Origin of the sequence: Brevibacillus borstelensis, assembly GCF_003710865.1 — a bacterium.
GTDB lineage: Bacteria > Bacillota > Bacilli > Brevibacillales > Brevibacillaceae > Brevibacillus > Brevibacillus borstelensis.
In genome coordinates this window covers 13,932-36,792 of sequence record NZ_RHHO01000064.1, presented here as the reverse complement: position 1 = coordinate 36,792, position 22,861 = coordinate 13,932, and the positions used below count along the sequence as shown (strand labels likewise).

28 protein-coding genes are annotated in these 22,861 nt (G+C 49.9%); 14 read left to right on the top strand and 14 right to left on the bottom strand.

The genetic code is table 11. The annotated features are described in order from the left end of the window. Positions 1-296: 296 nt before the first annotated feature. The 6 genes from glcT (at position 297) to EDM54_RS24585 (ending at position 6,393) form a co-directional block, all read left to right on the top strand. Positions 297-1,160, top strand: a complete 864-nt coding sequence (gene glcT, locus EDM54_RS24610) for a glucose PTS transporter transcription antiterminator GlcT (protein WP_031933561.1) — start codon at positions 297-299, stop codon at positions 1,158-1,160. 155 nt (positions 1,161-1,315) lie between these two features. Further along, entirely contained in the window at positions 1,316-1,825 is a 510-nt protein-coding gene (locus EDM54_RS24605) for a PTS sugar transporter subunit IIA (RefSeq protein ID WP_003392724.1), read from the top strand. Beyond that, a complete protein-coding gene (locus tag EDM54_RS24600) occupies positions 1,822-2,085 on the top strand; it encodes an HPr family phosphocarrier protein (protein WP_031933562.1) in 264 nt (87 codons plus the stop codon). Before EDM54_RS24605 ends, EDM54_RS24600 begins: the two co-directional genes overlap by 4 nt. Before the next feature lie 26 nt (positions 2,086-2,111). After that, the gene (gene ptsP, locus EDM54_RS24595; protein WP_122959013.1) at positions 2,112-3,830 is read left to right on the top strand and encodes a phosphoenolpyruvate--protein phosphotransferase; all 1,719 of its coding nucleotides are present in this window, start codon (positions 2,112-2,114) and stop codon (positions 3,828-3,830) included. 178 nt (positions 3,831-4,008) lie between these two features. Then, positions 4,009-5,448: an N-acetylglucosamine-specific PTS transporter subunit IIBC gene (gene nagE / locus EDM54_RS24590; protein WP_003392719.1), complete on the top strand. Its 1,440-nt coding sequence runs from the start codon at positions 4,009-4,011 to the stop codon at positions 5,446-5,448. Between the two features lie 27 nt (positions 5,449-5,475). Continuing rightward, a complete protein-coding gene (locus EDM54_RS24585) occupies positions 5,476-6,393 on the top strand; it encodes a DUF7916 family protein (protein ID WP_003392717.1) in 918 nt (305 codons plus the stop codon). A 150-nt stretch (positions 6,394-6,543) separates the two neighbouring features. Here EDM54_RS24585 and EDM54_RS24580 read toward each other — a convergent pair whose 3' ends face one another. Both EDM54_RS24580 and EDM54_RS24575 read right to left on the bottom strand, forming a co-directional pair. Beyond that, positions 6,544-6,744, bottom strand: a complete 201-nt coding sequence (locus EDM54_RS24580; RefSeq protein WP_003392715.1) for a hypothetical protein — start codon at positions 6,742-6,744, stop codon at positions 6,544-6,546. Between the two features lie 62 nt (positions 6,745-6,806). Beyond that, on the bottom strand, positions 6,807-7,025 hold the full coding sequence (locus tag EDM54_RS24575; RefSeq protein WP_003392713.1) for a helix-turn-helix domain-containing protein: 219 nt from the start codon (positions 7,023-7,025) through the stop codon (positions 6,807-6,809). Between the two features lie 165 nt (positions 7,026-7,190). Between EDM54_RS24575 and EDM54_RS24570 the strand changes: the two genes are divergently transcribed. Together EDM54_RS24570 and EDM54_RS24560 are read left to right on the top strand one after the other, a co-directional pair. Then, complete coding sequence (locus EDM54_RS24570; protein WP_003392711.1) at positions 7,191-7,556, top strand: helix-turn-helix domain-containing protein; 366 nt, start codon at positions 7,191-7,193, stop codon at positions 7,554-7,556. A gap of 178 nt (positions 7,557-7,734) precedes the next feature. Then, entirely contained in the window at positions 7,735-8,262 is a 528-nt protein-coding gene (locus EDM54_RS24560) for an ImmA/IrrE family metallo-endopeptidase (protein WP_003392709.1), read from the top strand. 59 nt (positions 8,263-8,321) lie between these two features. On the opposite strand, the gene EDM54_RS24555 is transcribed toward EDM54_RS24560, so the two are convergent. Beyond that, positions 8,322-8,639: a winged helix-turn-helix transcriptional regulator gene (locus EDM54_RS24555; RefSeq protein WP_003392707.1), complete on the bottom strand. Its 318-nt coding sequence runs from the start codon at positions 8,637-8,639 to the stop codon at positions 8,322-8,324. A gap of 139 nt (positions 8,640-8,778) precedes the next feature. Between EDM54_RS24555 and EDM54_RS24550 the strand changes: the two genes are divergently transcribed. The 5 genes from EDM54_RS24550 to EDM54_RS24535 all read left to right on the top strand — a co-directional run bounded on the left by EDM54_RS24550 (position 8,779) and on the right by EDM54_RS24535 (position 11,636). Continuing rightward, on the top strand, positions 8,779-9,201 hold the full coding sequence (locus EDM54_RS24550; RefSeq protein ID WP_024985353.1) for a DoxX family protein: 423 nt from the start codon (positions 8,779-8,781) through the stop codon (positions 9,199-9,201). 159 nt (positions 9,202-9,360) lie between these two features. Continuing rightward, positions 9,361-9,513: a hypothetical protein gene (locus tag EDM54_RS26695; protein WP_155808055.1), complete on the top strand. Its 153-nt coding sequence runs from the start codon at positions 9,361-9,363 to the stop codon at positions 9,511-9,513. A 95-nt stretch (positions 9,514-9,608) separates the two neighbouring features. Then, positions 9,609-10,388, top strand: coding sequence for a delta-lactam-biosynthetic de-N-acetylase (pdaA, locus tag EDM54_RS24545; RefSeq protein ID WP_227278274.1), 780 nt, complete (start codon positions 9,609-9,611; stop codon positions 10,386-10,388). A gap of 180 nt (positions 10,389-10,568) precedes the next feature. Continuing rightward, positions 10,569-10,931 carry a L,D-transpeptidase gene (locus EDM54_RS24540; protein WP_024985354.1) on the top strand — a complete coding sequence of 121 codons (363 nt, stop codon included), beginning with the start codon at positions 10,569-10,571 and terminating at the stop codon, positions 10,929-10,931. Between the two features lie 168 nt (positions 10,932-11,099). Then, on the top strand, positions 11,100-11,636 hold the full coding sequence (locus EDM54_RS24535; protein ID WP_031933565.1) for a hypothetical protein: 537 nt from the start codon (positions 11,100-11,102) through the stop codon (positions 11,634-11,636). Positions 11,637-11,773: 137 nt separating this feature from the next. Here EDM54_RS24535 and EDM54_RS24530 read toward each other — a convergent pair whose 3' ends face one another. Next, positions 11,774-12,124: a hypothetical protein gene (locus EDM54_RS24530; protein WP_024985356.1), complete on the bottom strand. Its 351-nt coding sequence runs from the start codon at positions 12,122-12,124 to the stop codon at positions 11,774-11,776. A gap of 141 nt (positions 12,125-12,265) precedes the next feature. Between EDM54_RS24530 and EDM54_RS24525 the strand changes: the two genes are divergently transcribed. Next, positions 12,266-12,799 carry a cysteine hydrolase family protein gene (locus EDM54_RS24525; RefSeq protein ID WP_039071279.1) on the top strand — a complete coding sequence of 178 codons (534 nt, stop codon included), beginning with the start codon at positions 12,266-12,268 and terminating at the stop codon, positions 12,797-12,799. A gap of 96 nt (positions 12,800-12,895) precedes the next feature. Here the strand turns inward: EDM54_RS24525 and EDM54_RS24520 are convergent, their stop codons facing one another. The 10 genes from EDM54_RS24520 to EDM54_RS24480 all read right to left on the bottom strand — a co-directional run bounded on the left by EDM54_RS24520 (position 12,896) and on the right by EDM54_RS24480 (position 22,860). Beyond that, entirely contained in the window at positions 12,896-13,708 is an 813-nt protein-coding gene (locus tag EDM54_RS24520) for an alpha/beta fold hydrolase (protein WP_003392693.1), read from the bottom strand. Positions 13,709-14,083: 375 nt separating this feature from the next. Then, positions 14,084-14,935: a hypothetical protein gene (locus tag EDM54_RS24515; protein WP_003392691.1), complete on the bottom strand. Its 852-nt coding sequence runs from the start codon at positions 14,933-14,935 to the stop codon at positions 14,084-14,086. Beyond that, the gene (locus EDM54_RS24510) at positions 14,928-15,509 is read right to left on the bottom strand and encodes a sigma-70 family RNA polymerase sigma factor (protein ID WP_003392689.1); all 582 of its coding nucleotides are present in this window, start codon (positions 15,507-15,509) and stop codon (positions 14,928-14,930) included. The genes EDM54_RS24515 and EDM54_RS24510 overlap by 8 nt, the downstream gene beginning before the upstream one ends. A 248-nt stretch (positions 15,510-15,757) precedes the next feature. Further along, on the bottom strand, positions 15,758-16,630 hold the full coding sequence (locus EDM54_RS24505; RefSeq protein WP_024985164.1) for an N-acetylmuramoyl-L-alanine amidase: 873 nt from the start codon (positions 16,628-16,630) through the stop codon (positions 15,758-15,760). Next, positions 16,627-17,001 (bottom strand): phage holin family protein, encoded by a 375-nt coding sequence (locus EDM54_RS24500; RefSeq protein WP_003392684.1) that lies wholly within the window; start codon positions 16,999-17,001, stop codon positions 16,627-16,629. Before EDM54_RS24500 ends, EDM54_RS24505 begins: the two co-directional genes overlap by 4 nt. 183 nt (positions 17,002-17,184) lie before the next feature. Then, positions 17,185-17,316 carry a CD1375 family protein gene (locus tag EDM54_RS27160; RefSeq protein ID WP_255320353.1) on the bottom strand — a complete coding sequence of 44 codons (132 nt, stop codon included), beginning with the start codon at positions 17,314-17,316 and terminating at the stop codon, positions 17,185-17,187. A 2-nt stretch (positions 17,317-17,318) separates the two neighbouring features. Continuing rightward, positions 17,319-17,501: a hypothetical protein gene (locus EDM54_RS24495; protein ID WP_122959012.1), complete on the bottom strand. Its 183-nt coding sequence runs from the start codon at positions 17,499-17,501 to the stop codon at positions 17,319-17,321. Between the two features lie 11 nt (positions 17,502-17,512). Next, positions 17,513-21,379: a glycoside hydrolase family 78 protein gene (locus EDM54_RS24490; protein WP_122959011.1), complete on the bottom strand. Its 3,867-nt coding sequence runs from the start codon at positions 21,377-21,379 to the stop codon at positions 17,513-17,515. Between the two features lie 22 nt (positions 21,380-21,401). Next, positions 21,402-21,725: a hypothetical protein gene (locus tag EDM54_RS24485; RefSeq protein ID WP_122959010.1), complete on the bottom strand. Its 324-nt coding sequence runs from the start codon at positions 21,723-21,725 to the stop codon at positions 21,402-21,404. A 13-nt stretch (positions 21,726-21,738) separates the two neighbouring features. Continuing rightward, entirely contained in the window at positions 21,739-22,860 is a 1,122-nt protein-coding gene (locus EDM54_RS24480) for a choice-of-anchor R domain-containing protein (RefSeq protein ID WP_122959009.1), read from the bottom strand. Position 22,861: the final 1 nt, after the last annotated feature.

Genomic DNA, 22,861 nt, shown 5'->3' with positions numbered 1-22,861 from the left:
AGCTACTCAATCTCCATGCGGTTCGCTCTGATGCGTTCCGCTTTTTTTACGGAAAGAATGAGGCCCTCCCTGTTTGACATATTCGTTTATCCGCCCATTCATTCCTGCCGCGGCTCCTTTCCCGGAGCGCATTTGCAAATGAATTGACATTCGTTTTTTCGTGCATTATGATAATGATTAATTGAAGCGTTTTCAAAAGGCGTGTTACTGGTCATGCAGGCATGAGCCGAGAAGATCTTTTTTACACAAAAAGGTTTTTTCGGCTCTTTTTTGTCTTATAAGGTAGGTGGTGGATGTTGACCCGTGAACAGGAAAAACCTCATACAATCACGCGCGTTTTGAATCATAACGTCGTGCTTGCCGAAGAGCCTGTATCCAGACAGGAAATTGTCTTGTTCGGCAAAGGGATCGGCTTTGGCGCCAAACCCGGGAACACCATTCTTCCCCATGACGCACGTGTGGAAAAACGCTTCCGGTTGGAAAATGAGAGTCACCAGCAGCAATACCAAACGGTGCTGAGCCAGGTAGACCCGGCTGTCGTCGGCATTGCCGAAGAAATCATCGCGCTGATCGCCAAGGAAATTACTCCGAAGTTGAATGAGCATATCCATGTCGCCTTGCCCGACCACATCCAGTTTGCCATCTACCGCCTGCGCAACGGCATGGAAATCGTCAACCCGTTTTTATTTGAAATCCAAACGCTTTACAGCAAAGAGTTTGCGCTGGCCAAAAGGGCTGCCGACATGATCAAATCCTCCTTCTCGCTGGATATTCCCGAGAGTGAGATCGGCTTTTTGGCCTTGCACATTCACTCTGCGATCAGTTATATGCCGGTTAATAAAGCCGTCCAGTTTACCAATCTGATTACGGAGCTCGTCGGCATTATCGAAGAGCGTACGGGAAAAACGATTGAGCGAAGTACAGTGGATTACGTCCGCTTGATCACACATCTGCGTTATGCTTGTGAACGCATCCGCCAGCAAAAATCCATTCAAAACCCCCTGCTGGATCGGGTCAAAGCCACCATTCCCGATTCCTACGAGCTGGCGGAAGAGCTGGCCCGGCACATTGCTTCCCGGTTGGATTCCCCCGTGCCGGATGACGAAGTGGGGTACATGGCCATGCATGTATTCCGGCTGACCAATCAGCCGACCGAATAAGCCTTCGTCTTTAAGAAAAGCAAAATAGCATGAAAAACCAGCGTGTTACTAGTTCGACTAGGCATGAGCGGTGATATCGTACGGCATAGTAAGGATGCCGTATGTTTCCCGACTCATGCCTTTTTTCGTACTCTCAGACGCAAAAGGAGGAGCTTATGTTACGCGGTTTGTTCTCTCGTAAAAAACAGCAGCAGGAAGTGACGCTACTGGCCCCCTTGACTGGCGAGGTCGTTGCTTTGACCGAAGTGCCCGATCCCGTTTTTGCCCAGAAGGTGGTGGGTGACGGTGCAGCCATTATTCCGACTGAAGGCGTGTTGGTATCGCCTTTGGCAGGAAGTGTCACTCACTTGTTCCCGACTCATCATGCCATCGCGCTGACAAGCGAAAGCGGCTTGGAAATTTTGCTTCATATCGGCATCGATACCGTCAAGCTGAAAGGAGAGGGATTTACTCCCCATGTCAAAGCCGGAGATCAGGTAAAACCGGGCGACAAGCTGATCAGCTTTGACCTGGATGTCCTCCAGAAAGCGGGCTGCCCGATCGTTACTCCGGTCGTGATTACCAACGGCGATCTGGTCGCCGAGAAAAAAGTCGTGTCAACCGGTAGCGTGCGGGCAGGCCAGGAGCCTCTCATGCAGGTGATCGTCAAAGGAGGAGCATCATGATTCGTTTTGACGTACATGTCACAGCCGCGGGTGGCCTGCACGCTCGTCCTGCAGCCCTCTTGGTCAACAAAGCAGGACAGTTTCAATCCAAAGTCACGGTGATCAAAGATCAAAAGAAGGCGGACGGGAAAAGCATTCTCGGCATCATGACGTTGGGTGCTTCCCTGGGAGACTGGCTGACATTTGAAATCGAAGGTGCGGACGAAGAGCAAGCCGCTGCCGCGCTCAAGGAACTGTTCGACAAGCAATTCGAAAGCTAATTGATGAGCCAGGACGGTGAACCAGTATGTTTAAAGGAATCCCGGTCTCGGCCGGCATCGCGATAGCTCCAATCGCCAAACTGACGGCCCAGTCTACGGTCGCGACAAACGATGAAAAAATTGATTCAAACCGTAAAACGGAAGAATTGCAATGCCTAGAGCAAAGTATCGAGCTGGCCAAAGAACAGCTTTCCCAGCTGAAGGAAAAAGCGTTGGATCAGCTGGGGCCTGAGAAGGCGGAGATCCTGTCAGCCCATATCGCCTTCTTGGATGATCCGTCATTTACAGGCGAAATGAAAGCTCGCATCGAGAACCAACTCTGTTCGGCCCAGGCCGCAGTCCAGCAGGTCGCCGGGGAGTTTGTCGCTTTGTTTGAGGGCATGGACAACGACTATATGAAAGAACGGGCGGATGACATTCGCGACGTCAGCCGCCGCCTGCTGAAAAACTTGTCGGGCGGTGACAGCCATTCCATCGGTTATCCTGAAGAACCGTTCATCCTGGTTGCCGAGGATGTCACCCCTTCGGAAACGCTTCAGCTCCCGCTCAGCCTTGTCAAAGGCATCGCCACTGCAAAAGGCGGCCCCACTTCTCACGCCGCGATCCTGGCCCGCTCGCTTGGCATTCCTGCCGTAATGGGCGGCGGAGAGGCATTTTTGACTGCTGCGGAAACAGGCAAGCTGATGATTCTCGACGGCGCTACAGGGGAGTTGTTTCTCGATCCCGATGAGGGACAGCTCGCCTCTTTCCGGGAAAGGGCGGAACAGGAAGCGGCCGACCGGGAAACGCTGGAGGCATTGAAGGATTTGCCGGCTGTCACACTGGACGGTCATCGCGTGCATGTCGTGGCCAACATGGCGGTTCCCGAGGAAACAGAGGCACTGGTCGCGTCCGGTCTCGATGGTGTCGGACTGTTCCGCTCCGAGTTCCTGTTTATGGACCGGTCCAATCTGCCGGATGAAGAAGAGCAATTTACCGCTTATCAGCGCGTGGTCTCCGCGTTTCAAGGAAAGCCTGTCATCATTCGGACGCTGGATGTAGGGGGAGACAAACATCTGCCTGCACTGGCTCTGCCCCGGGAGGACAATCCTTTTCTCGGTTTCCGGGCTATCCGCATCTCGCTTGCTCGGCCGGAGCTGTTCCGCACGCAGCTAAGAGCTTTGCTTCGGGCGAGCGCATACGGCCGTCTCCTGATCATGTTTCCGATGATTTCTCATCTGGAACAACTACGCGAAGCCAAGCGGCTCCTGGAAGAGGTCAAAGCAGAACTGCGGACGAGCGGAATCCCGTTTGACGAGGAGATCGCCATCGGGATGATGATGGAAATTCCCGGCGCTTGCCTTCAGGCTGACGCCTTTGCCAAAGAGGTGCAGTTTTTCAGTATTGGAACCAATGATCTTGTCCAATACACACTGGCTGTAGACCGCATGAATGAGAACATCGCTCATCTGTACAGCTACTACCATCCGGCGGTTCTGAGACTGATCTCCCATGTCATCAACGCCTCCCACCGGGCAGGGATCTGGACCGGGCTTTGCGGGGAAATGGCCAGTGATCCGCTGGCAACCGAGCTGTTGTTGGGAATGGGGCTGAATGAGTTCAGCGGAGCAGCAGCCGTCATGCCGAAGGTGAAGGCACGCATCCGCAGTACCACGATGGATCAGGCTAAACAGGTAGCGCGGCACGTACTCTCGCTTTCCAGCGCAGAGGAAGTTTACTCCTATCTACGCGACAAAACAGAATAACCTGTTTTGTCCCTGCCTCTTGTAAGCGCTTGCAGTCATATGCATGTTCCTGTAGCTGTCTTTTTCGTCTCGTCAGGCAGTCCGATTCTCCGGTACGCCCTGCTTTTGTCCATCCATTATCACTTTCTCACCGGAGAACGGCTTTCTGATATACAACATTCAACAAGGAGGTATTATTATGCTAGCTTTTCTGCAACGGATTGGGAAAGCGCTCATGCTCCCAGTCGCGGCATTGCCGGCGGCCGCACTTCTGGTTTCCTTCGGGCTTCTCGACTACGAGAAGAACATTCCGCTCGGTGCGACGGTGGGAGGCTTCCTCAATCAATACGTAGCTCCGTTTCTCCATGCGGGAGGTTTGGCCATCCTCGACAACCTGGCCCTGATATTCGCTGTGGGTGTCGCCATCGGTCTGGCAGGCGATGCGGTCGCGGCATTGGCGGCGGTCATGGCCTATCAGGTGCTGGTCGGCATTTTGGCTAAAGTGCCGGCTGCGATGCCTTTCATCGACGATAACGTCGTGCTGAAAATGGGCGTTCTCGGCGGTATTTTGGCCGGTGCGATTGCGGCATTCTTCTACAACAGGTATCACGACATCAAGATGCCGGATTGGCTCGGGTTTTTCAGCGGCAAACGCTTTGTGCCAATCATCACCTCGCTCAGCATGGTCGTGATCGGCCTCGTTCTCGGGATGATCTGGGCTCCGATCCAGAACGTTCTCGATATGTTTGGAAACTGGGTGGTCAGTCTGGGTGCGATCGGGTCCGGAATCTTCATGTTCTTCAACCGCCTGCTTATCCCGTTTGGCCTGCATCACGTACTCAACGCGATTGCCTGGTTCCAGATCGGCTCGTTTACCGATGCGGCCGGCAACGTGGCTCACGGGGACTTGCACCGCTATTTTGCCGGTGACAAAACAGCCGGGATGTTTATGGCCGGTTTCTTCCCGATCATGATGTTTGCTCTTCCCGGCGCAGCATTTGCCATTATTCATACGGCTAAAAAAGAGAAGCGCAAAATGATCGCCTCGGTTTTCATGAGTGCGGCGCTCGCTTCTTTTCTCACAGGAATCACGGAACCGCTTGAATTTGCTTTCATGTTCGCGGCACCATTGCTGTACCTGGTGCATGCTGTTTTGACCGGACTCTCCGGTTTCATCGTGACGTCTCTGGGCATCAAGCACGGATTCGGCTTCTCGGCCGGTCTCATTGACTATCTGGTCAATTTCCACTTCTCTACAAACGCGTGGCTGATCATCCCGATCGGTCTTGCCTTTGCGGTCGTCTACTACTTCCTGTTCCGCTTCATCATCGTCAAATTCAACCTGAAAACGCCGGGACGGGAAGATGATGAGGAAGAGACTGAGAAAAAGGCGGGGAATACGTCCATGCATGATAAAGCCCAGGCCGTTCTCTCTCTGATCGGCGGCAAGGAAAACGTAGTCAGCGTCGACGCGTGCATAACACGTCTGCGTCTGGTGCTGAAGGATGACAAGATCGTCAATGAAAAGGGATTGAAGGATCTGGGGGCTGCCGGTGTCATGAAGCTGGGACAGGGCAGCGTGCAAGTGGTTTTTGGCACTCAGTCCGAGGTGCTGAAGGACGAAATCAAGAAACTGTAAAACAGATGAAGGGCTGGAAGAATGCCAATGAAACGTTTGTTGGATTGCACGGCGTCCGACTTTGCGCGGATGTCGGGACAGGATTTGAAGCAGTCGATCAAAGCCTCTGAAGGCCGTGTCCTGGTAGCCGAGGTCATTTCCGCCTTCACTCCGCTGTATCCGAGCGTGAGCAATGCTGAGCTGGCAGCTTCTTTTGGGGCCGACATGATCCTGCTCAATTTCTTTGACGTCTTTTCTCCTCATGTCGAGGGATTGACAAGCGCAAAGCCTGAAGAAATAGTCCAGGACCTCAAGCGGCTGATCGGAAGGCCTGTGGGGCTGAATCTGGAGCCGGTCGACCCAGACGCCAGACAAGCGGAGCAGCTCCACTCCCTGCCTCCTGGCAGACTTGCTTCTGCCAAAACGTTTGCCGCTGCCAAAGATCTCGGTTTTGACTTCATCTGCTTGACCGGAAACCCCAAGACAGGGGTTACCAACCGGGAAATCCGGGAGGCAATTCAAACAGCCCGGACAGTGATGGGAGCAGAGATGCTGATTATCGCGGGAAAAATGCATGGAGCCGGCGTGGAAGGGGAAGCTGGCGGTGATTTGGTCGCAAAGCAGACGATCATCGATTTTATCGAAGCAGGAGCGGACATTATCCTGCTGCCTTCCCCCGGCACAATTCCCGGCATCACTCTCGACTCGGCAAAGGCCATGGTCGATACAGTTCATGCCCACGGAGCTTTGGCTCTGCTCGCGACAGGAACCAGCCAGGAAGGCTCCGATGAGGCCACGATCCGGCAGATCGCGCTTGCCAGCAAGATGGCAGGTGCCGACCTATACCATATCGGGGATGCCGGGTACAACGGAATCGCCATCCCGGAAAATATCATGCACTACTCGATTACCGTGCGCGGCAAGCGCCACACTTACGTCCGTATGGCTTCTTCTGTATTGCGGTAACTCGGCTTTCGGCTAAACGATATGGGCCCAGCGTATGAAAGCTTGCTAAAAACAGATGCAAGACGACAGGCAGCGATTGATCACGCCGAAGCATGCCGAAGCGGTTCTTTCACGGGGAGAACCGCTTTTTTCTGTAAACTGACATCCATTCTATGTTCGGATACACTCTCTTTTCCGCTCGATGTTTGGACAATCTGCAGGTCCTCCTGTTATCTGCTTTTCAAACCGCTCCAGACGGCTTAGAAATTCTCCGCAGGCAGATTCACTCCTCGGTGCCATCATGGCCAGCTCATACGCAATTGTTCGTTTCCATATATCCAGCTGCTTCCGATTCGCTTCGTGAACGTCCACCTCTCCCACCCCTCGCTACATCGTTAACGAAATCTCTTTCCTGCAATCGCCACTCCATTTTGCTATAACAGCAAAGTCAGACAGATAAATAAATCTCGCAGCTGGCATTTCAACATACGTGTCAGCACGGGAAGGTGATTGGCTTTAAAATCGTACTCCCCCTTTTCGTACTTGAGGTACGTAGACGCATTCTTGAACCCTAAAGCGGCAGCCATTTCCTTTAGGGTAATGCCGATTTCCATCCTTCTTCGTGCAATGAAATTCAGGTTTATCCTCTCCAACGGTAAACCCCCTTTTTTTGCCAAATAAGCAAAATGTTATTATCCATATCTTACCTTTTCATTTTCAGCAAAGTCAAGCATATCCTTGTCATTTCAACAAACCGCTATTTTCCATTATGGAAAATTGGTAGAATAGTATTGCTATGATGGAAAGGTTGTGACACTATGTCAATCGTCGGTCAACGGATCAGATACCTTCGGGAAAAACATAAATGGTCCCAAATCCAATTGGCCGAAAAATTGGGCATTCACAATACCGTTCTTTCCCGCATCGAATCGGGCGAGAAAAAAAGCGTGGATAATCACCTGATATCCAAGGCTGCTGACGTATTTTCGGTTACGACTGATTTTCTGCTCGGAAAAACGGAAAACCCTACTCGCAATGGGACATCGCAAACAACCGGGTCAGATGAGCACATCTCCTTTTTTGACCTGGAGGGGCTATCCGAAACGGAAATTGATGAAGTGAAGAAGCATATCGAGTACCTCAGGTGGAAGGCGCTGCACGGTAACAAAGGAACAAACAAGTAGCAGCGGTCATCCACAATTGTCCTGCTCTGCTCGAATATAAAGCTGGAAAAAGCCGCAAGCATTTTTCGTTGTGATGGCCGCCTTATTTCTGTGCCAGGCAACATTGCACCCTGCGGCATTTTTTACACCATAAAAAGGAACATACGTTCTCTGTTGTTTCGGAAAGGGGAATCACCACATGCTCTCTCATTACCGGCAAACGGATTTGGAACGCTGGTTGACCCAAATATATGCGGATGTTGGCATCAGTCATTGTGGCGACCTGCAAGAAAGGCCGCTGGCCGAGATGCTTGGCATCGAATTGTACTACCGTCCCTGCCCCTCGATGCGTTATGAATCCGGCAATTACCGCAGCATTACGGTCAATTCAACCCTGCCAAGGCCTGTTCAGCGCGAACATTTTTTTCATGAGCTGGGCCATATTTTACGGGGGCATACCGGGAAGCAGCACCAGATGAATCCCGCTTTTCGTCAGTTGCAGGAGGCGCAAGCCGAGCAATTTGTTCTCTATGCGGCCATGCCTTTCTTTCTCCTGGCGCCCCTGCTTCTCGCCTACCGTGAATGGGTACCGTCCTCGGTCTTGTCGATGGAATTTGGCGTGACAAGGGAACTGGCTGACAAGCGTATTGCCCAGATTAAACGGCGAATTATTTCTGAGGGAATACGAAGGGGAGGAAAAACGAGGAAAAGGAAAAGTGCTCAATGAGAAACCGCGATGTATGCAAACAAATAAAAAGTGCCGGAGAAAATAATCCGACACTTTTTTTATGTTAATTCGATCCAGGCCTGCGACCATTTCTCGATCCCCAGTATGACCGGTTCCAAAGCAAGCCCTTTTTCCGTTAGCGAATATTCCACCCGTACCGGGGCAGAATCTGTATACACGTGACGATGTACCAAGCCTTCTTTCTCCAAATCCTTCAGCCGCTCAGACAAAAGCCTTCCGCTGATCGGAAGCGCCTCTTCGATGGCACAGAATCGCTGCGGTCCGGAAAGCAACTGATACAAGATCAAACCAGTCCACCGCTTGCCCAAGAGCTGCATTCCTTTTTCAAACTTCGGACAGAGAGAGGACTGCTTCATAGTAATCACCTCGATTCAATTCCAGTATAACGCTCTTTTGAAAATCCTTCAAAGTGTTGACGTGTTATAATTATTAATTTATACTTACTAACAAAATGTAACCTAATTACTATATTCAATAACCGTAGGAGGTCACTTTATGGAAAGACAATTTGATCAACGTACCGAGTGGGGGCTTTTGCTCTTGCGCGTGGTTGCAGGTATAGCGTTTGTCATGCACGGAATGTCAAAATTCCAAATGGGACTCGATCAGGTTGCCGGTTGGTTTGGCAGCATGGGTATTCCCGGCTTTTTCGCTTATGTCGTCGCGTTTCTTGAGCTCTTGGGCGGAATTGGCTTGATTTTGGGCATTGGCACCCGAATTTTGGCAGCTCTGTTGGCAGTCGTGATGGCCGTCGCTACGATCAAGGTGAAAATTGCAATGGGCTTCCTCGGTGGGGAAAGTGGTCCTGGATATGAGTTGGATCTGCTTCTATTCTTTATCCTGCTGCTTTTCGTTCTCTCCGGACCGTCCTTCTATTCCCTCGACCGCCTTTTGTTTCAACGCCGTTCAAGCAAATAAAGACCGCAGCATATTGCAAAAACCGAATGGTGCCGGGACAATCCGGTGCATTCGGTTTTTTTGCGCTCAGTCACCAACTTTTGACCGGAACTTCTCTGCAGGCGGCATGTTCTTGGGCCCGGGTACACATGATAGTAACGATGAGGAGGTGAGTCTTTGATGTCAAACCAAAACAAGCGCAGCAACATTATCTACCACCCTGAAACCGAGGTGCCCGCAGGTTCGATTGACAAGCGGAAAGTGGTCAGATCCCAACCAGACGAGCAGTATCCGATTCCCCGCGCACATCCGGTTCCTTGGCAAGAGGATTGAGGAGCTTTACATACCGTTTTAAGGATGCGATCAAATCCCTACCCGATGTTCAGGCAATCCCATCAACAATAGGAGGACTTTTCGCTGTGAAACGCATAACCTTTCTCACCGTTTTTGTCCTGATTTTGTCCCTGTTCACTGTCCATGCCGCAGCCAACCAGGATGTCCCCTACCACTTTGGATTCAAGAAGAGCAAGGGTGGACAGCTTCCCTCGATTGACCAGGAGGGCTTTAAAGGCATCGTCGATAAGCACGAAGCCATTTTTCTCGGGGATACCTCCAAAAAAGAGCTGTTTCTTACGTTTGACAATGGCTATGAAAACGGGTTCACCCCTCGTATTCTGGATATCTTGAAAGAAAAAAAGGTACCCGCCACTTTTTTTGTTACCGGGCATTATGTAAAGGATCAGCCGGAGCTGTTAAAACGGATGACCGCTGAGGGGCATATCATCGGGAACCACTCCTGGAGCCATCCGGATATGACACAGATATCCAATGAGCGGATCAAGGAAGAATTGGATAAGGTAAAACAAGCTGTAGCCGAAGTTACCGGGCAAAAAGAGATGGCCTTCTTGCGTCCGCCGCGAGGAATTTTCAGTGATCGTACACTGGCGGTCAGCAAGAAACTGGGGTATACGAATGTTTTTTGGTCGATAGCCTACAAGGACTGGGATACGAAAGCGCAAAAGGGCTGGAAGTACGCCTATGACAGTGTCCTCGCCCAGCTTCATCCCGGAGCGGTTATTTTGTTGCACTCGGTTTCAAGAGATAACGCCGAGGCGCTTGGCAAGATTATTGACGCCGCACGAGCGCAAGGGTACGAATTCAAAAGTCTGGACCTCCTGCGCCCGACTCTCCCGCATCCTGCTCCGTGATCTCCCATCTTTCCCGGTTTTACCGGATTCATCACAGCCAAAACAGGAACCTGCCGCTACGCTTTGCACGGCAGGTTTTTTGTGTGGATCGCCACATGCAGTGGGGGACCCGCTTTTTCCCAACCGCATACGATGCAATAGAAGCACAATCCCGGTTCTTTAAAAAGGGAGGTGATTTTCATCCCGGCATACCGCATACGCATCTCGATCAATAAACTCCGCCTCTATCTCTTTGACGGCAATCGCCTCATCCGTTCTTATCCCGTCGGTCTGGGTAAAATTGCGACCTCTACCCCGCGCGGCAACTTCACGATCATCAACAAGGTTCCCTACCCCAATTCTTACCGCGGAGGTCCATTGTCCGTTTTCGGCACCTATTGGATGGGGCTGAGCAAGCCTCATTACGGCATTCACGGCACCAATAATCCATCATCGATCGGCCATTACGTCTCACGCGGCTGTATACGCATGCATAACCGAGATGTAGAGAGCTTGGCCAAGCTGGTTCCCATTGGTACGCCAGTGCAGATTCGTCAGGAATAGGCTGAGGTAGATCAACAAAAGCAAACTAGTTCAACATCGAATCGATGGCTGGGGGCCATACTCCAAGCCAAGAATAATTGTAGAAAAAAGTGCTTTATCCAATAAATTTGCTTGGAAGACAAAGGGGATGGTATTATATGTAAAATATATTTGAAAGGAGTTGATGATTTGCGGAATTTGTTCCTATTTTTCATATTTACCTGCTTATTCGTGACGGCTGGATGTGTTAAAAACGACAACTTATTACCCGATGACTCAATAAAAGAGCAAACGTTAAAAATTGGAGTCATTGGACAGTCTCCCGCCGTTACTGAAACAAATATTGTTTTCACAGAAACAACATTTGAAAAGCTGAGTAACGCCACTGATACGGATTTCGATGCTCTATTTATCATGCCGGAGAAACTTGAAGAAGCATCACATGGGCAATATGCCAAACTCTACAAAAGTGTAAAATACCCCGTATTCTTTATCGGATCTACAAAGTCATATTACCCATTCACAGAGGAAACTTTAACTTATTCCAACGCTCCCTCAACACATTCAGGTATGTATGCAACTGGGATGATTTATGAGGATGGACAGATTAAAATATTTGAGTATGGTTTAAAAAATGGAGAGAAGACAGAGGAGAATCTTAAAGCTTTGTACACTCTTATTTTTAAGACCATTATAAATGAATTTGTCTTAAGAAAAACGAACTAGCTTATAAATGTTTAATAACTACGCCGAAAAAGGGGCTATCCCTCGTCATTCTTTTGACTTTGGAATGCCCCTTTGTGTCATGTAATTTCCGGTGACAGAAAGATACTTGTATCCACTATAGAAGTATCGGTAATGTTTTAAAGCATTTGCGACACACTGCCATCTCTGCATTTGTTTACAATAGCAATAAATCTGGGTCGATAAGTATCCGAGACTTTTAACCTTTGGGACACTTCACCGTATCCACATGCAGCGCTTAAAGCGTCTAAAGACTGCAGTTTTTGAGGATGTTCTTTTTTCACTTCTTCCAACGGCCTTCCACTATATTTGGCAATACGTTGTGTTGCTTCTTCGTAAGTTAGGTCCTCAACAACAACTTTCTCTTCTTCCGTTGAAGCATGGGTACCTTCGGTTTGAGCGGAGGCAAAACCACCAAGGCTAAGAACGACGAACAGCATACTCAATACAGCAAAAAACGACTTTTTCATTTCTTCCTCCCTATGGGCTAACCATATTCGTTAACAAAAAGAAATGGTTTCCCAAGTATTGCAAAAAATATTATCAAATTCCTTTCCGAATAGTTGTATGATGGAAAAGAAATCCTACCATTCCGGAAGGGGCAATTTCGAATGAGCACACAAACGGCACTGATTATTGTCGATGTTCAATCCTCGATCGTGGAATACTGCTATCAGGGAAATAAAGTGGTGGAACGGATTCAAACGCTTCTCGAAAAAGCACGGCATGCGAACATTCCCGTCCTTTTTGTCCAGCATAACGAGCCCGAAGGCAGCCCGCTCGCCACTGGCACCCCCGGATGGCAGATACATCCCACCCTTTGCCCGCATCCGGATGAACCGATCATTCAAAAAACTGCATGCGATTCGTTCTTCGAAACTTCCTTGCAAGACGAATTAAAGGCTCGCAGCATCGATCATTTGGTGATCGTCGGCTTTCAGACCGAGTACTGTATTGATACGACATGCAGAACGGCAGTCTCGCACGGCTACGAAGTCACCCTTGCCGGTGATTGTCACTCTACGACCGATGACGCCGTCCTGAAGGCGGCGGATATCATTGCCCATCACAATGCGAATTTGAATGGATTGGGTACTCCGAAAAACATTATTACCGTAAAAGAGTCTCGTGAGATTTTTGAATAAAGAAAATCCCCCGAGGAGTCTGCCTCCAAGGGGGATTTTGATTATAGGAATTAGAGCATTACTAATGCTACTTCTGACAAAGAAAATGACCAATTATTATTTTGCCAAAAAACTTACAAGCTCCCGATTAAACTTCTCTAACTCGTCATAAAACAACCCATGCCCGCTGTACAAAAATGGGACCAGCTCCGAGCCCTGGATACCGGCATGCATAAATTCGGCAAAGGGGTACGGACATACTTTGTCCTGAACGCCATGGAAAATAGCGGTTGGAACGGAAACAGCGGACAAATCCCGGCGCAGGTCCTCATCTCGCAGAGAGACGGCGCACATTGCCGTTGCGTGACCAGATGCCTCCATACCCAGTCCGTGCATCCAGTCTTTGATACCCTCCGTCACGTAGCTCGCAAAAAACATGTCCCCAAAGTCATTCAGCATTTTCGGCCGATCTGTATAGGTTGCCTGGATGAGACTGTTGACCTGCTCCTTTGTCATTCCGTACGGGTAATCCGGACGTCTGGTAAACAGAGGGGCTGCCGCCGCAAAAAGAGCCAGCTTGGAAACCTTATCTGCTCCGTATCGGGCCATGTATCTGATCGCGATGGCTCCTCCCATGGAAAATCCGGCGAGAGTGATATTCTCCAGCTCCAGGGTGTCTATGACCACCCGAATATCATCTGCCAATCGATCGTAGGAATACCCTCTCCAGGGACGGTCCGACTTTCCAAATCCGCGCAGGTCGACTCCAATGCATCTGTACCCCATTTGGGGAAGCTGGTTGAACTGATATTCATACATTTTGTGATTAACCGGCCAGCCGTGGATAAACAGCACTGGTTTTCCATTGCCCGGGTCGAGATCCTCCACGTAAAGATTTACATTTTGTTCAACCGCAACGTAATAGCCCATCAAAATTACTCCCCTTCTGGATGATTGCCTATGCATACCTTATGTGGGGAAGAGCAGGATAGATACTTGTCTTGCAACAAAGCATGTAGTCCGACCACCGCCGTGCAGCGCCGCAATGTGTTCGCGAAAGGCGCGCGTCCGGCCGCTGCCTCGATATAGCGGCAGGCTAGCCATCATCGCAAACGAACCGCCAGTGCCTTTTTCATTAACACGCTAGGCCAACATTTGCGTCTTGCGGGAAAAGACCTCAATTTGTTGCTTTATAACGATCAAAAAATGAACACCCGGTTCTCCAAAAACGTAGAGAACCGGGTTCGTCCATAACATAAAAGCTTGAACACTGTTTGGGGAGACGAAGCCGACATCAGACTCCGATTAATTCTTAGACGCTGGGGCAGGGGCAGGGCCGGCTTTTTCTGTTTGCGTCATACTGTCCCCTTTTGATTTTGCCATATCGATTTCTTCTTGCGTAGGCGGCGCTCCAACCGCAAAGCCCTTGATTATTTTTCCGAGCGTTGCAGTGTCAAAATCATCACGAGTGTACAATTCTACCGTGAATCCCTCATGCTCCCAAATCACGATACCGTTCGCGAAATAGACCTTGGCCCCTTCAATAACCTCAGTCTTGACCGGGTCAGTAGTGCCGATGCCATTTTCACCGCCCTGAGAGATCAAGAAATCAGCCGTTTTCTCGCCGTGACTGTATTGTACTTCCACCATGGTTTTTCCGTGAATGACAGTGTTGACGTATTCATAATCTGCGATCCAGGAGGGCGCGGGGAAATTCATGCCTGTTGCCAAGCGAGCTTCCTGCAGAGTCAGCTTTGGAGATGCCGGCCATTCTGTCACTGCGGAATCCGCTCCCCTATCCTGCCCGGCCGATACACTCTTTTCAGAAACCGGCAGTTCCTTGTATTGGACAATTTCCATATTCCCAACTTGAAAACGTGCCAGGATTGACTGGATCATGCCTTGCGCGTAGGAGGTCGTCGAAAGCGCACCGCCAATGAGAACTATAACAGCAGCAGCCGCAGCGGCCGTTTTCCATTTTCTATTCATCAGAGCTTTCCCACCCTTTTTCGTATTTTGGAGTTGAATGGTTCCCGTCTCGATTTTGTTTACCAGACGCTTGTAAATGCGCTCCTTGGCCAAGCTGTTATTGATCTCCGCCTTTTCAAGCAATTCAACGACGTTTCCATATGTCTTCGGATCATGTTTTTCACTCATCCTTGAACCTACCTGCCTCCAAGATTTTGTGTAGCTTTTTTAAACTCCTGTAGACCACGACACCGATATTGGACTCGCTTACACCCATTAGCTCGGCTATTTCTGAATTTTTCAGACCGGCAGCGAATTTCATTGCGATAATATTGCGTTCTTTATCGCGCAGCTTTGCCAGTGCTTTAAACAGTGCCTGATGATCATCGTCCCGGATTGCCAGCTCTTCGGGAGACGGCTTGGGCATGATCAGCTCTGTTATGGAATCCAGCGAAAAGTGGAATCTTTTTTTCCGGGCGCGATAGTAATCTGTCACAGTGTTTCTGACAATCGCGAACAGCCATACATCAAATTTTGCTTTTTCCTCCGAGAAACTGTGGTATTTGGAGATGACCGTTTCAAAAACTTGACTGCAAATATCTTCTGCCTCGTACTGATTGTGAATCCGGTAGCAGATATACTTGTACACGCGATCGAAGTATATTTCGTAAATTTGAGAAAACTGCTCTGTAGATAAAACACCCTCACGGAGCCTGTCTTTTTGATCGTGGCAGATTTCCATATGTACTCTGGCACTTTCCAACTCCTTTCCTCCTTTCTGCCTTTCTCCCTTCCCATTTGTCCATCTTGTATAGGGAAGTTTTACGTATGTTAATACGTCGCCTCGCCAAAAGCATTAACAAATCGTTTTGAAATTGTTGTTTTTGAAAGGCGGGTGGTTTAGAAGGAGCCAGTTTAGAACGTACGCGGCTTTACGACAAGCCGAGCAAGCAGCTGCCACGGCAAAAAGCCCTCCCCGGATGGTTCCGCAGGAGGGCTCTTCTCATTTTTTCATCGACATATGCAGCTTTTCGACAGTTTTACAGTTTTTGTGGCTCCGTCCCATTCCACCTTCAAGCCAAGTGCCGAGGCGAGCTCTCGAGCGGGAGCATATGCCGTCCCGGACTCAATCGTTCCGTTCAAAGCAAGCCCATTTACGCTGACCTGCTTCGCCGCTGGATTCCATGCAGGTACCACTCCAACCGCTTCCGCAACCGCTCGAACAGGCAGGAGGGAAACTCCGTTTTGGAGATACCCCTGAGCCGAAAGCCGAACTCCGTTTATTTCAATCGTTACCTTCTGAGGCAGCGTACCTGCAGCGATTGCCCTTTTCAACCCATAAACTTCAGCAAGCCCGGTTACTATCGCTCTTGCACACGCACGCCGGTACGTATCGCTCTTCAACAGCTCAGCTTCTTCCCTATTGGTCATAAACCCGCACTCGGCGAGGATCGCGGTCATGTTTGTTTCCCGCAGCACATGGAAATTCTCTGCTTTGACCCCGCGGTTCTTCCGGCCGGTAGCGAGGACAAGCGCACGCTGAACGGCTTCGGCCAGCTTTACGGCTGCGGGAGGCCGCGATGTGTAGACAAACGTCTCGATGCCGTTTGCGTCGTTCCAATCATTCCCGAAGGCATTTGCGTGAATGGAGACGAATGCATCTGCCCTCCAGGCGTTGGCCTTGTCTGTGCGTTCCTGTAACGGCACGTCCCGGCTGCCGTCGTCAGCGTGGGTAAACAGCGTCTCTACCCCATCGTATTGTTTCAATTCATCACGGACATAACGGGCGACCACGCTGTTGAAGTGGAACTCCCGCATGCTGTCGTCCGGCGTTCGCTTTCCCGGTGTTTCCGGGCCGTGTCCTGCATCTATCGCTATCTTCACGACATATCACCATCCCCATACTTTTCCTTCTCCTGTCTCCGCTTGATGGCTCTGGCCAGCTTGTGTTCGATCTCATCCGAAACGGCATTCATCGCCCACTCCGGTACCCACTTTTCCCAACCAGCTCGAACCACATTGGCCGTCATGCTTTTCCAAATGTGCAAGCCGAATGCCGCAATCAGAAAACCAAAGCCAATCCCCGGTGTTCCGATTACCGTATCGATCAGGTGACCTACTGCCGGCATGAAGAGCAGGAATGCTGTCCGAAAAGCTCCGTTGATTCCGTATTCGGATGCGTAAGAACCATCAATTTTGGAGGCCCTGTATCCCGCTATCCAGTCCATGGCGATCAGAAAGACGTACCATGTCATGATTAACATCCTCACGGGATTTTCTCCGTATAAAAAATGAAAAGCCGAGATACAAGCGGCGCCAGCTGCACCAGATATGATTGAGTCTTTCATGCTTATCATCCCTCCCTTAGGAAAAAAAGTCGGGGAGCCGCAGCTCCCCATAAAAAAACGCCTTCACTCGTAGTTGAGGAATGGCGTCCGCTATTGTTGTTCAACTTGTGCGGCTAAAAGCTCGGCAACCGGAGCTTGATATTCTTCCGGAAGCGTCTCAATCTCGCGGCGTCCGGCTTTGATCAAATAGGCGAATACTTTTACCATGTAAGTCGCAACCATCGTTACATCCCTTCCTTCGTCGTCTTGAGTTCTTCCCGTAATGCTGCCAGTTCCTTTTGCTGCAAAAGTGTCTGCTCGTATAAAGCGGCAATCGCTTCATAAGCATCAGTCAAATCAGGATTCGTCTCGACCTGCTGCCGAAACCGAAGCTCGGCAAGATCCGTTTGCTTAATGTGCTTTCCCATCGGCTTCCTCCCTATTCGTAGCTTACACCAAATCCGTCAATTTCAACGGGACTGAATGAGCCGTTCGCTTCGATGGTAACCTTGATGTTCAGCCCCCACTGTATAGCCGTCTTGGCCTTGTTGACAAAGTCATAATACGAGCCTTTGAGGAAATAGGACGTGATATCTTCCCATTGCGGGAGAGCATCCATTCCATTGTTGGTCGCTTCGACCTTGAGTTTCGCCGGTGTCTCTGTCGTCACTGCCTCAAAGTAGTCAAGTGAAATAACGGTTCCGGACGATTCTTTATTTTTCTCCATAAGGGCCTGAATTTTGATGTTGTGCGTGCCATACGGAAGGTCCAGTTTTTCGTATAACGTTCCGTATTCCGGATCGATGCTGGCTGTGTACAAATCAACATCTCTTACTGGAATGCCGTTGATATAAACTCTGGCAATCCCGCAATTGCCATGCTTCGCCCCAACCCACCTGATGCCATTTCCGGTAAATGTAAACTCAACCGTCCCCGCAGCTGTGACACCGGTGTGACGTCCGCCAATGTCGTAGCCAGGAAGAGGCGAATCCTCCCAAACTCCCGTGTAGCTCAGCCGAACGTCATTCTGTTGTATGCGTTCTACGATCGAAGAGGTCAAAGGAACGGTACGCACAGCGTTGAGCACCAAACGCTTGACAACATCACTGGTTACAATTGGCTTCTTTAACTCGAATTGAAGCCTGTCCCCAATCCGGACAGTACTGGGGGTGTTAATCGTAGCCTCTCCACTGCGATACGGAAATTTCAAGGCCAGATTTTCCCCTGTCCATCCCGGATCTTTCCCGATTTGCTTGTATTCCTCCTCGGGAACCTCATAAACGCGTATTCCATCAAAGAATGCGTACTGCCCACCGATGCCTTCAACCATCAATTCCAGATCAACCGTGGTGTCGTAAGCAGGTTTTGCTTTAAACCACTCGAACTTGTAATGGACCTGGTCCGTAACACCAGCCGACTCCCCGACGCCATACATTTTCAGGCATGCCTTTTTGGCATTGCCGTTTTTCACGTAGCCTCCGACAAAATAACAGCTTCCGCCGCGAAGCGACACTCGTTTGTAAATGGACCCGGATGACTTTCCTGCAGCTATGGAAACCTTCATGCTGTTGATGCCGACGACTTTGCCGTTTGCATCCAGAAGATGCGATGCATCCTTGACGCCCCAATCAGTCGTATTCGGCATGCTGCCTGAAGTCCCTAATTCATTTTTGAGCTTGCGTTGGTTCGACCAGTCCCCCATCGTACCTGTGGTAGCATCGATCCCCGCTACTCGCCAGTAGTACTTTTTGCCTTCGACAAGATCGTGTTGCGGCGTAAAGCGAACGGTGGTATAAGTTGCTGGTGAAACAATATCGACAGTAATTTGATCAACCCAAAACTCAGTATTGGCCGTATTGGCTCCGCTCGTATATGCCCGTACATACAGGACGTCGCAATCCTGTGGAACTGTCACTTCATCCATATACGTTTCATACTTGGTCGTAGCCCCACTGAGAACGATCCCGTTGGTGTTCATCACAATCGTCGAATCCTTCTTTACGCCGAGAAGATCAATGTGGATTTGGGCACCAGAGTGTAAACGAATGGCGAAAACCGTTGCCTGCAATTTCAGTCTATCTCCCGGTTTCCATCCCTTCAATTCCTGCAAAACGCCAAGAGGAGCAGTACCACTATTGTTAATGACCCGCAGTGCATTATTTCCGGTCTTTGGTGTTGCGGCCATGTCGACGTAGTCATTGACTCCCTTCGTTCCCTGCAAGCGCCAAAATGCACTCGGAACATTTCCGCGATCCCCCGCGAATGAAGAGTCCACTACCAGTTGTTTTCGATAGCGGACACCCTCCGCTGGGAAAGCTGTCCATGACTCACCGTCGTACACCTCCCAGCCAGTCCGATCAACCGATGTGTCGAATAACAGCGTTCCTACCGTAAAAGCTGCATCCTCAGCGATTTGCAGTTGATAGTGCTGCTTGTCTCCTTCGCGGTCATTGTTGATCGCCATTTCAAAAACAGGGCGTTTTCCCTCTCGTACATTTTCCGTCGGTCCTGTAATCATGGGCGGTTTCGGAGGTATGTTTGTGATCAGGAAGTTTTCTGCTGACATGTCACTCCACATGACGGTGGAGTCGCTGCCGTTCATATACCATCCGTACACTTTGCCCGGCTCAAGGATGCCTTCGGGAACATCATAGCGGTTTGCTGTCCCCATAATTTCCCCTGAGTCATGAACGACCCCATTGGTTGCAACATCGCGAATATAGATGCGGAAAGAGCGCTGCCCGTGCCCCTCAGGATCACTGTACGTCCATTCGAGCCGCGGCGTTTCGTTTGTTCCGTATGGGAAGGTCCTTGTACCAATAGGAGACTTTGGCGTAAATACCGGTTTTTTCGTCGTCCGGAAATATTGATAGTTGGTGAAAGGACCGACGGCACCATAACGGTCCCATGTCCTCACACGCCATGCATACAGTTTGTCTGGAGACAGTTTGCCCGTCGGTACGATTACGCTTTGGGCTCCGCCTGCGACCTTTCCGCTGTTCCACACCGCGATGCCCGTATTGGTCCCATCCATCAGGTTTATCTCGTACGCCGATTGGGAATCGCCTGTCCCGTCAGGATCGCTGAATACCCAGCTAAGCGTTGGCGTGAGGGTTGATTGGACGGAAGGCGAAGCAGATGTGCCGGCTGGAGTCATGCCCGTTGAGCCGTTTGGCGATCGATTTAGTTTGAAAAAGTAATAGTTTGACCAGTCGCTCGATGCCCCGTAACGGTCATAGGTCCGTACACGGTATTTGTATAAAATGTTGTACGAGAGATTATCGGCTGATAAAACGTTGTAATACTGATAACCTGATGATTGGTACTTTGAAACAACGACCGCGTTGGTCGAAGAATTCACAATTTCAATATCAAAGGCAGACTGATAATCTCCTGTATTGCCATCACTGAACGTCCATGCCAGTTTTGGCAACAGCGTATTTGACACGACGGCAGGGGAGGAAGCGGATGTTGAGGCACTCGTTCCGTTTACGGTAAAGCCGGACGATGGTCTGTTTGGGTTAACATTTAGGCTGATCGTAAACAGCTTTTTTGTGCTTGGCGATGTTGACATCGTGTCTTTTGTAGCGGTAGCAACCCCTCCCGCCGAGGTCGATTCTGCCAAAGAAGGTACAGCAAATGCGGTTAAAGGAGTTGTGGTAACGGAACAATTGGTATAAATATCAAACGCCTTTGCGTCAAGGTTGATATCATAGACTTTTTCATGCCAAAAGGTACTGCCAGAATACGCTTGCGAATAGAGATAAATGACGATTCTCCGGGTGTTTGCCCGCACGGCAAGCTTACTGTACGAATCGCCGCTATGGGGCTCTGTAAAAATAATCGCCCGAGGTACATAATCGTAGTATCCGTTTGTGCGTTTAGGCACCGAAATGCCGGTACCGCCGTCACTGACGGCGGTTCCAATATTTCTTGTGCTTCTTGAGGAGTAGCCCCCGTTTACTACCACAGCTCTCGAACCGTCACCTTGCAAATCAATTACTTGGCCATTCGCCCAGCCGGTATACGTAGATTTCCAGACAGTTTCAGAAGTAATGTTGTGGACATTCTCCAAGAAGTTAATGGAATCGTAATCCCAATGAAAGTCCTTATACTTTACATTTCCAAGCTGAAATTCGACGGGGGAAATAAAATATTTGCATGCACTATCATTCAAACTTGCATTGTCATACAACAGAGGAACTGTAGTTGCTGCGTCAAAGTATTGCCTAAGGGTTCCATTCGCATAATTATGCGAACTCTCTGTATACTCCGCTTGCAAGAAGCCTACTGCTAAAGTCGGCATATCCCTTACTCTCCTTTCCTGACTATTTCAGCACCACTCTTTTTGCCGTTGAATCAAACACCCCGCTCCACAGCCTGATATCGCTGATTTCACGAAAGGTTTCGATGTATATATTCGCATTCACATTGTTCAGAGTGGCTCCCTTGAGGGTCTCCAGCTCGATGGCCAGGTCGACGATATTGCGTTCATCGTGCACAGCTCGTGTATTCAAGCTGAAAATATTTGCTTGGACATTGGCAAATTCCGAATCGATTAAGTCAAAGTTTCTGTTGATTTTGCCAGCCCCCGACATCAGGCTATCGGGAGCGGCTGGGTCAAGAGAAATTCGTCCATTGGTTACCGGCATGTACACATCCTCCTTATGATGTATGAACCATCAGATTTCGCGCTTTGGGCGTCACGACCGGCACGGTCGAGCCTTGTTTGATCCGTACGCGAAGCTTGGTGGAAGAGGCAACCGTTTTTTCAAACTTCAATTGCGTAAAATCGGCGTCAATCGGTGTCTGTGCAACTGCGCTGCCCATACTCGTCCATGTTTTGCCGGCATCCAGGGAATATTCGACTGTCTGACTCGTACCGCTTGGCGTACTCAGTTCGACATAAACGGTAATTCTCGTAAACGGTGCACTCGTAGTAATCTCCCGGCTTACATACATTCCTTCCGGCTTGTATCCAAGAGCGATAGCGCCGACATTCTGTTGAACGACTGGAGAAGAGCCCTTTGATTTCAATAGAGCCCGGACGTGAATCATGTCAGTCGGTTGCCCAAGCTTGGTGACATCGATCTCGTCCAGCGCGTACCACGACATCTCATCAGTTGAGTATTGCCATTGCAGTTCAGCCTTTTGCGGAACGAGCTGGCTGCTGGCAAGCACGAGCTGAGTAGCCTGGGATACTTCCATCGGACGGAACCGCAAAATGCCGTCACTGGTAAACTTCGCGCCATACAGCCGAAATTTCAAATCCATATCCTGGTGGGCTGTCCACGCCGAACCATTGGACGAGGAAAACAGCAATCCAACATCATATGGCTGACGTGCTACTGGTTTCTGTGTTATGAGGTCTTTTGCTCCCATTCGGGCGACAAAAGCTCTGTACTGCGAGGAAGGGGTCAGCAGGACGATGGCATATTCCGTGTTAGCTTGCAGCAGGACGGGGTCGGGGAAGGTTACCTTCGTTGCCGTGGTGCCGTTGTTGGAGATGTTCACCTGATCGGGATTCAACGCGACGGATGTCAGAACAGTCATGGACGGATAACCGTTTACGACTGTTCGCAGCTGCACCGTCAGATCGGCTGCCGGATCCTTTGTTGCCAAAAACAGGTCCACAGCAGTGATATATCGCTCCTCCGTCAGGATAAACGTCTGCGCCAGCGGGTCCGTCAAACGCCAGGATGGTATCTGCCAAAATGTCTGTTCAATGACCTGTTTGCGGCCTATTCCGACATAGGATGCCTTTGCTTCGTTTTGCTTGGTAAACATG

Coding starts and splice junctions, on each gene's coding strand:
- EDM54_RS24605 (WP_003392724.1), top strand. CDS start 1,316: ATGTTACGCGGTTTGTTCTCTCGTAAAAAACAGCAGCAGGAAGTGACG.
- EDM54_RS24600 (WP_031933562.1), top strand. CDS start 1,822: ATGATTCGTTTTGACGTACATGTCACAGCCGCGGGTGGCCTGCACGCT.
- ptsP (WP_122959013.1), top strand. CDS start 2,112: ATGTTTAAAGGAATCCCGGTCTCGGCCGGCATCGCGATAGCTCCAATC.
- nagE (WP_003392719.1), top strand. CDS start 4,009: ATGCTAGCTTTTCTGCAACGGATTGGGAAAGCGCTCATGCTCCCAGTC.
- EDM54_RS24585 (WP_003392717.1), top strand. CDS start 5,476: ATGAAACGTTTGTTGGATTGCACGGCGTCCGACTTTGCGCGGATGTCG.
- EDM54_RS24570 (WP_003392711.1), top strand. CDS start 7,191: ATGTCAATCGTCGGTCAACGGATCAGATACCTTCGGGAAAAACATAAA.
- EDM54_RS24560 (WP_003392709.1), top strand. CDS start 7,735: ATGCTCTCTCATTACCGGCAAACGGATTTGGAACGCTGGTTGACCCAA.
- EDM54_RS24555 (WP_003392707.1), bottom strand. CDS start 8,639: ATGAAGCAGTCCTCTCTCTGTCCGAAGTTTGAAAAAGGAATGCAGCTC.
- EDM54_RS24550 (WP_024985353.1), top strand. CDS start 8,779: ATGGAAAGACAATTTGATCAACGTACCGAGTGGGGGCTTTTGCTCTTG.
- EDM54_RS26695 (WP_155808055.1), top strand. CDS start 9,361: ATGTCAAACCAAAACAAGCGCAGCAACATTATCTACCACCCTGAAACC.
- EDM54_RS24530 (WP_024985356.1), bottom strand. CDS start 12,124: ATGAAAAAGTCGTTTTTTGCTGTATTGAGTATGCTGTTCGTCGTTCTT.
- EDM54_RS24525 (WP_039071279.1), top strand. CDS start 12,266: ATGAGCACACAAACGGCACTGATTATTGTCGATGTTCAATCCTCGATC.
- EDM54_RS24520 (WP_003392693.1), bottom strand. CDS start 13,708: ATGGGCTATTACGTTGCGGTTGAACAAAATGTAAATCTTTACGTGGAG.
- EDM54_RS24515 (WP_003392691.1), bottom strand. CDS start 14,935: ATGAGTGAAAAACATGATCCGAAGACATATGGAAACGTCGTTGAATTG.
- EDM54_RS24500 (WP_003392684.1), bottom strand. CDS start 17,001: ATGACATGGTACGTCTTTCTGATCGCCATGGACTGGATAGCGGGATAC.
- EDM54_RS27160 (WP_255320353.1), bottom strand. CDS start 17,316: ATGGTTGCGACTTACATGGTAAAAGTATTCGCCTATTTGATCAAAGCC.
- EDM54_RS24495 (WP_122959012.1), bottom strand. CDS start 17,501: ATGGGAAAGCACATTAAGCAAACGGATCTTGCCGAGCTTCGGTTTCGG.
- EDM54_RS24490 (WP_122959011.1), bottom strand. CDS start 21,379: ATGCCGACTTTAGCAGTAGGCTTCTTGCAAGCGGAGTATACAGAGAGT.
- EDM54_RS24485 (WP_122959010.1), bottom strand. CDS start 21,725: ATGCCGGTAACCAATGGACGAATTTCTCTTGACCCAGCCGCTCCCGAT.
- EDM54_RS24480 (WP_122959009.1), bottom strand. CDS start 22,860: ATGTTTACCAAGCAAAACGAAGCAAAGGCATCCTATGTCGGAATAGGC.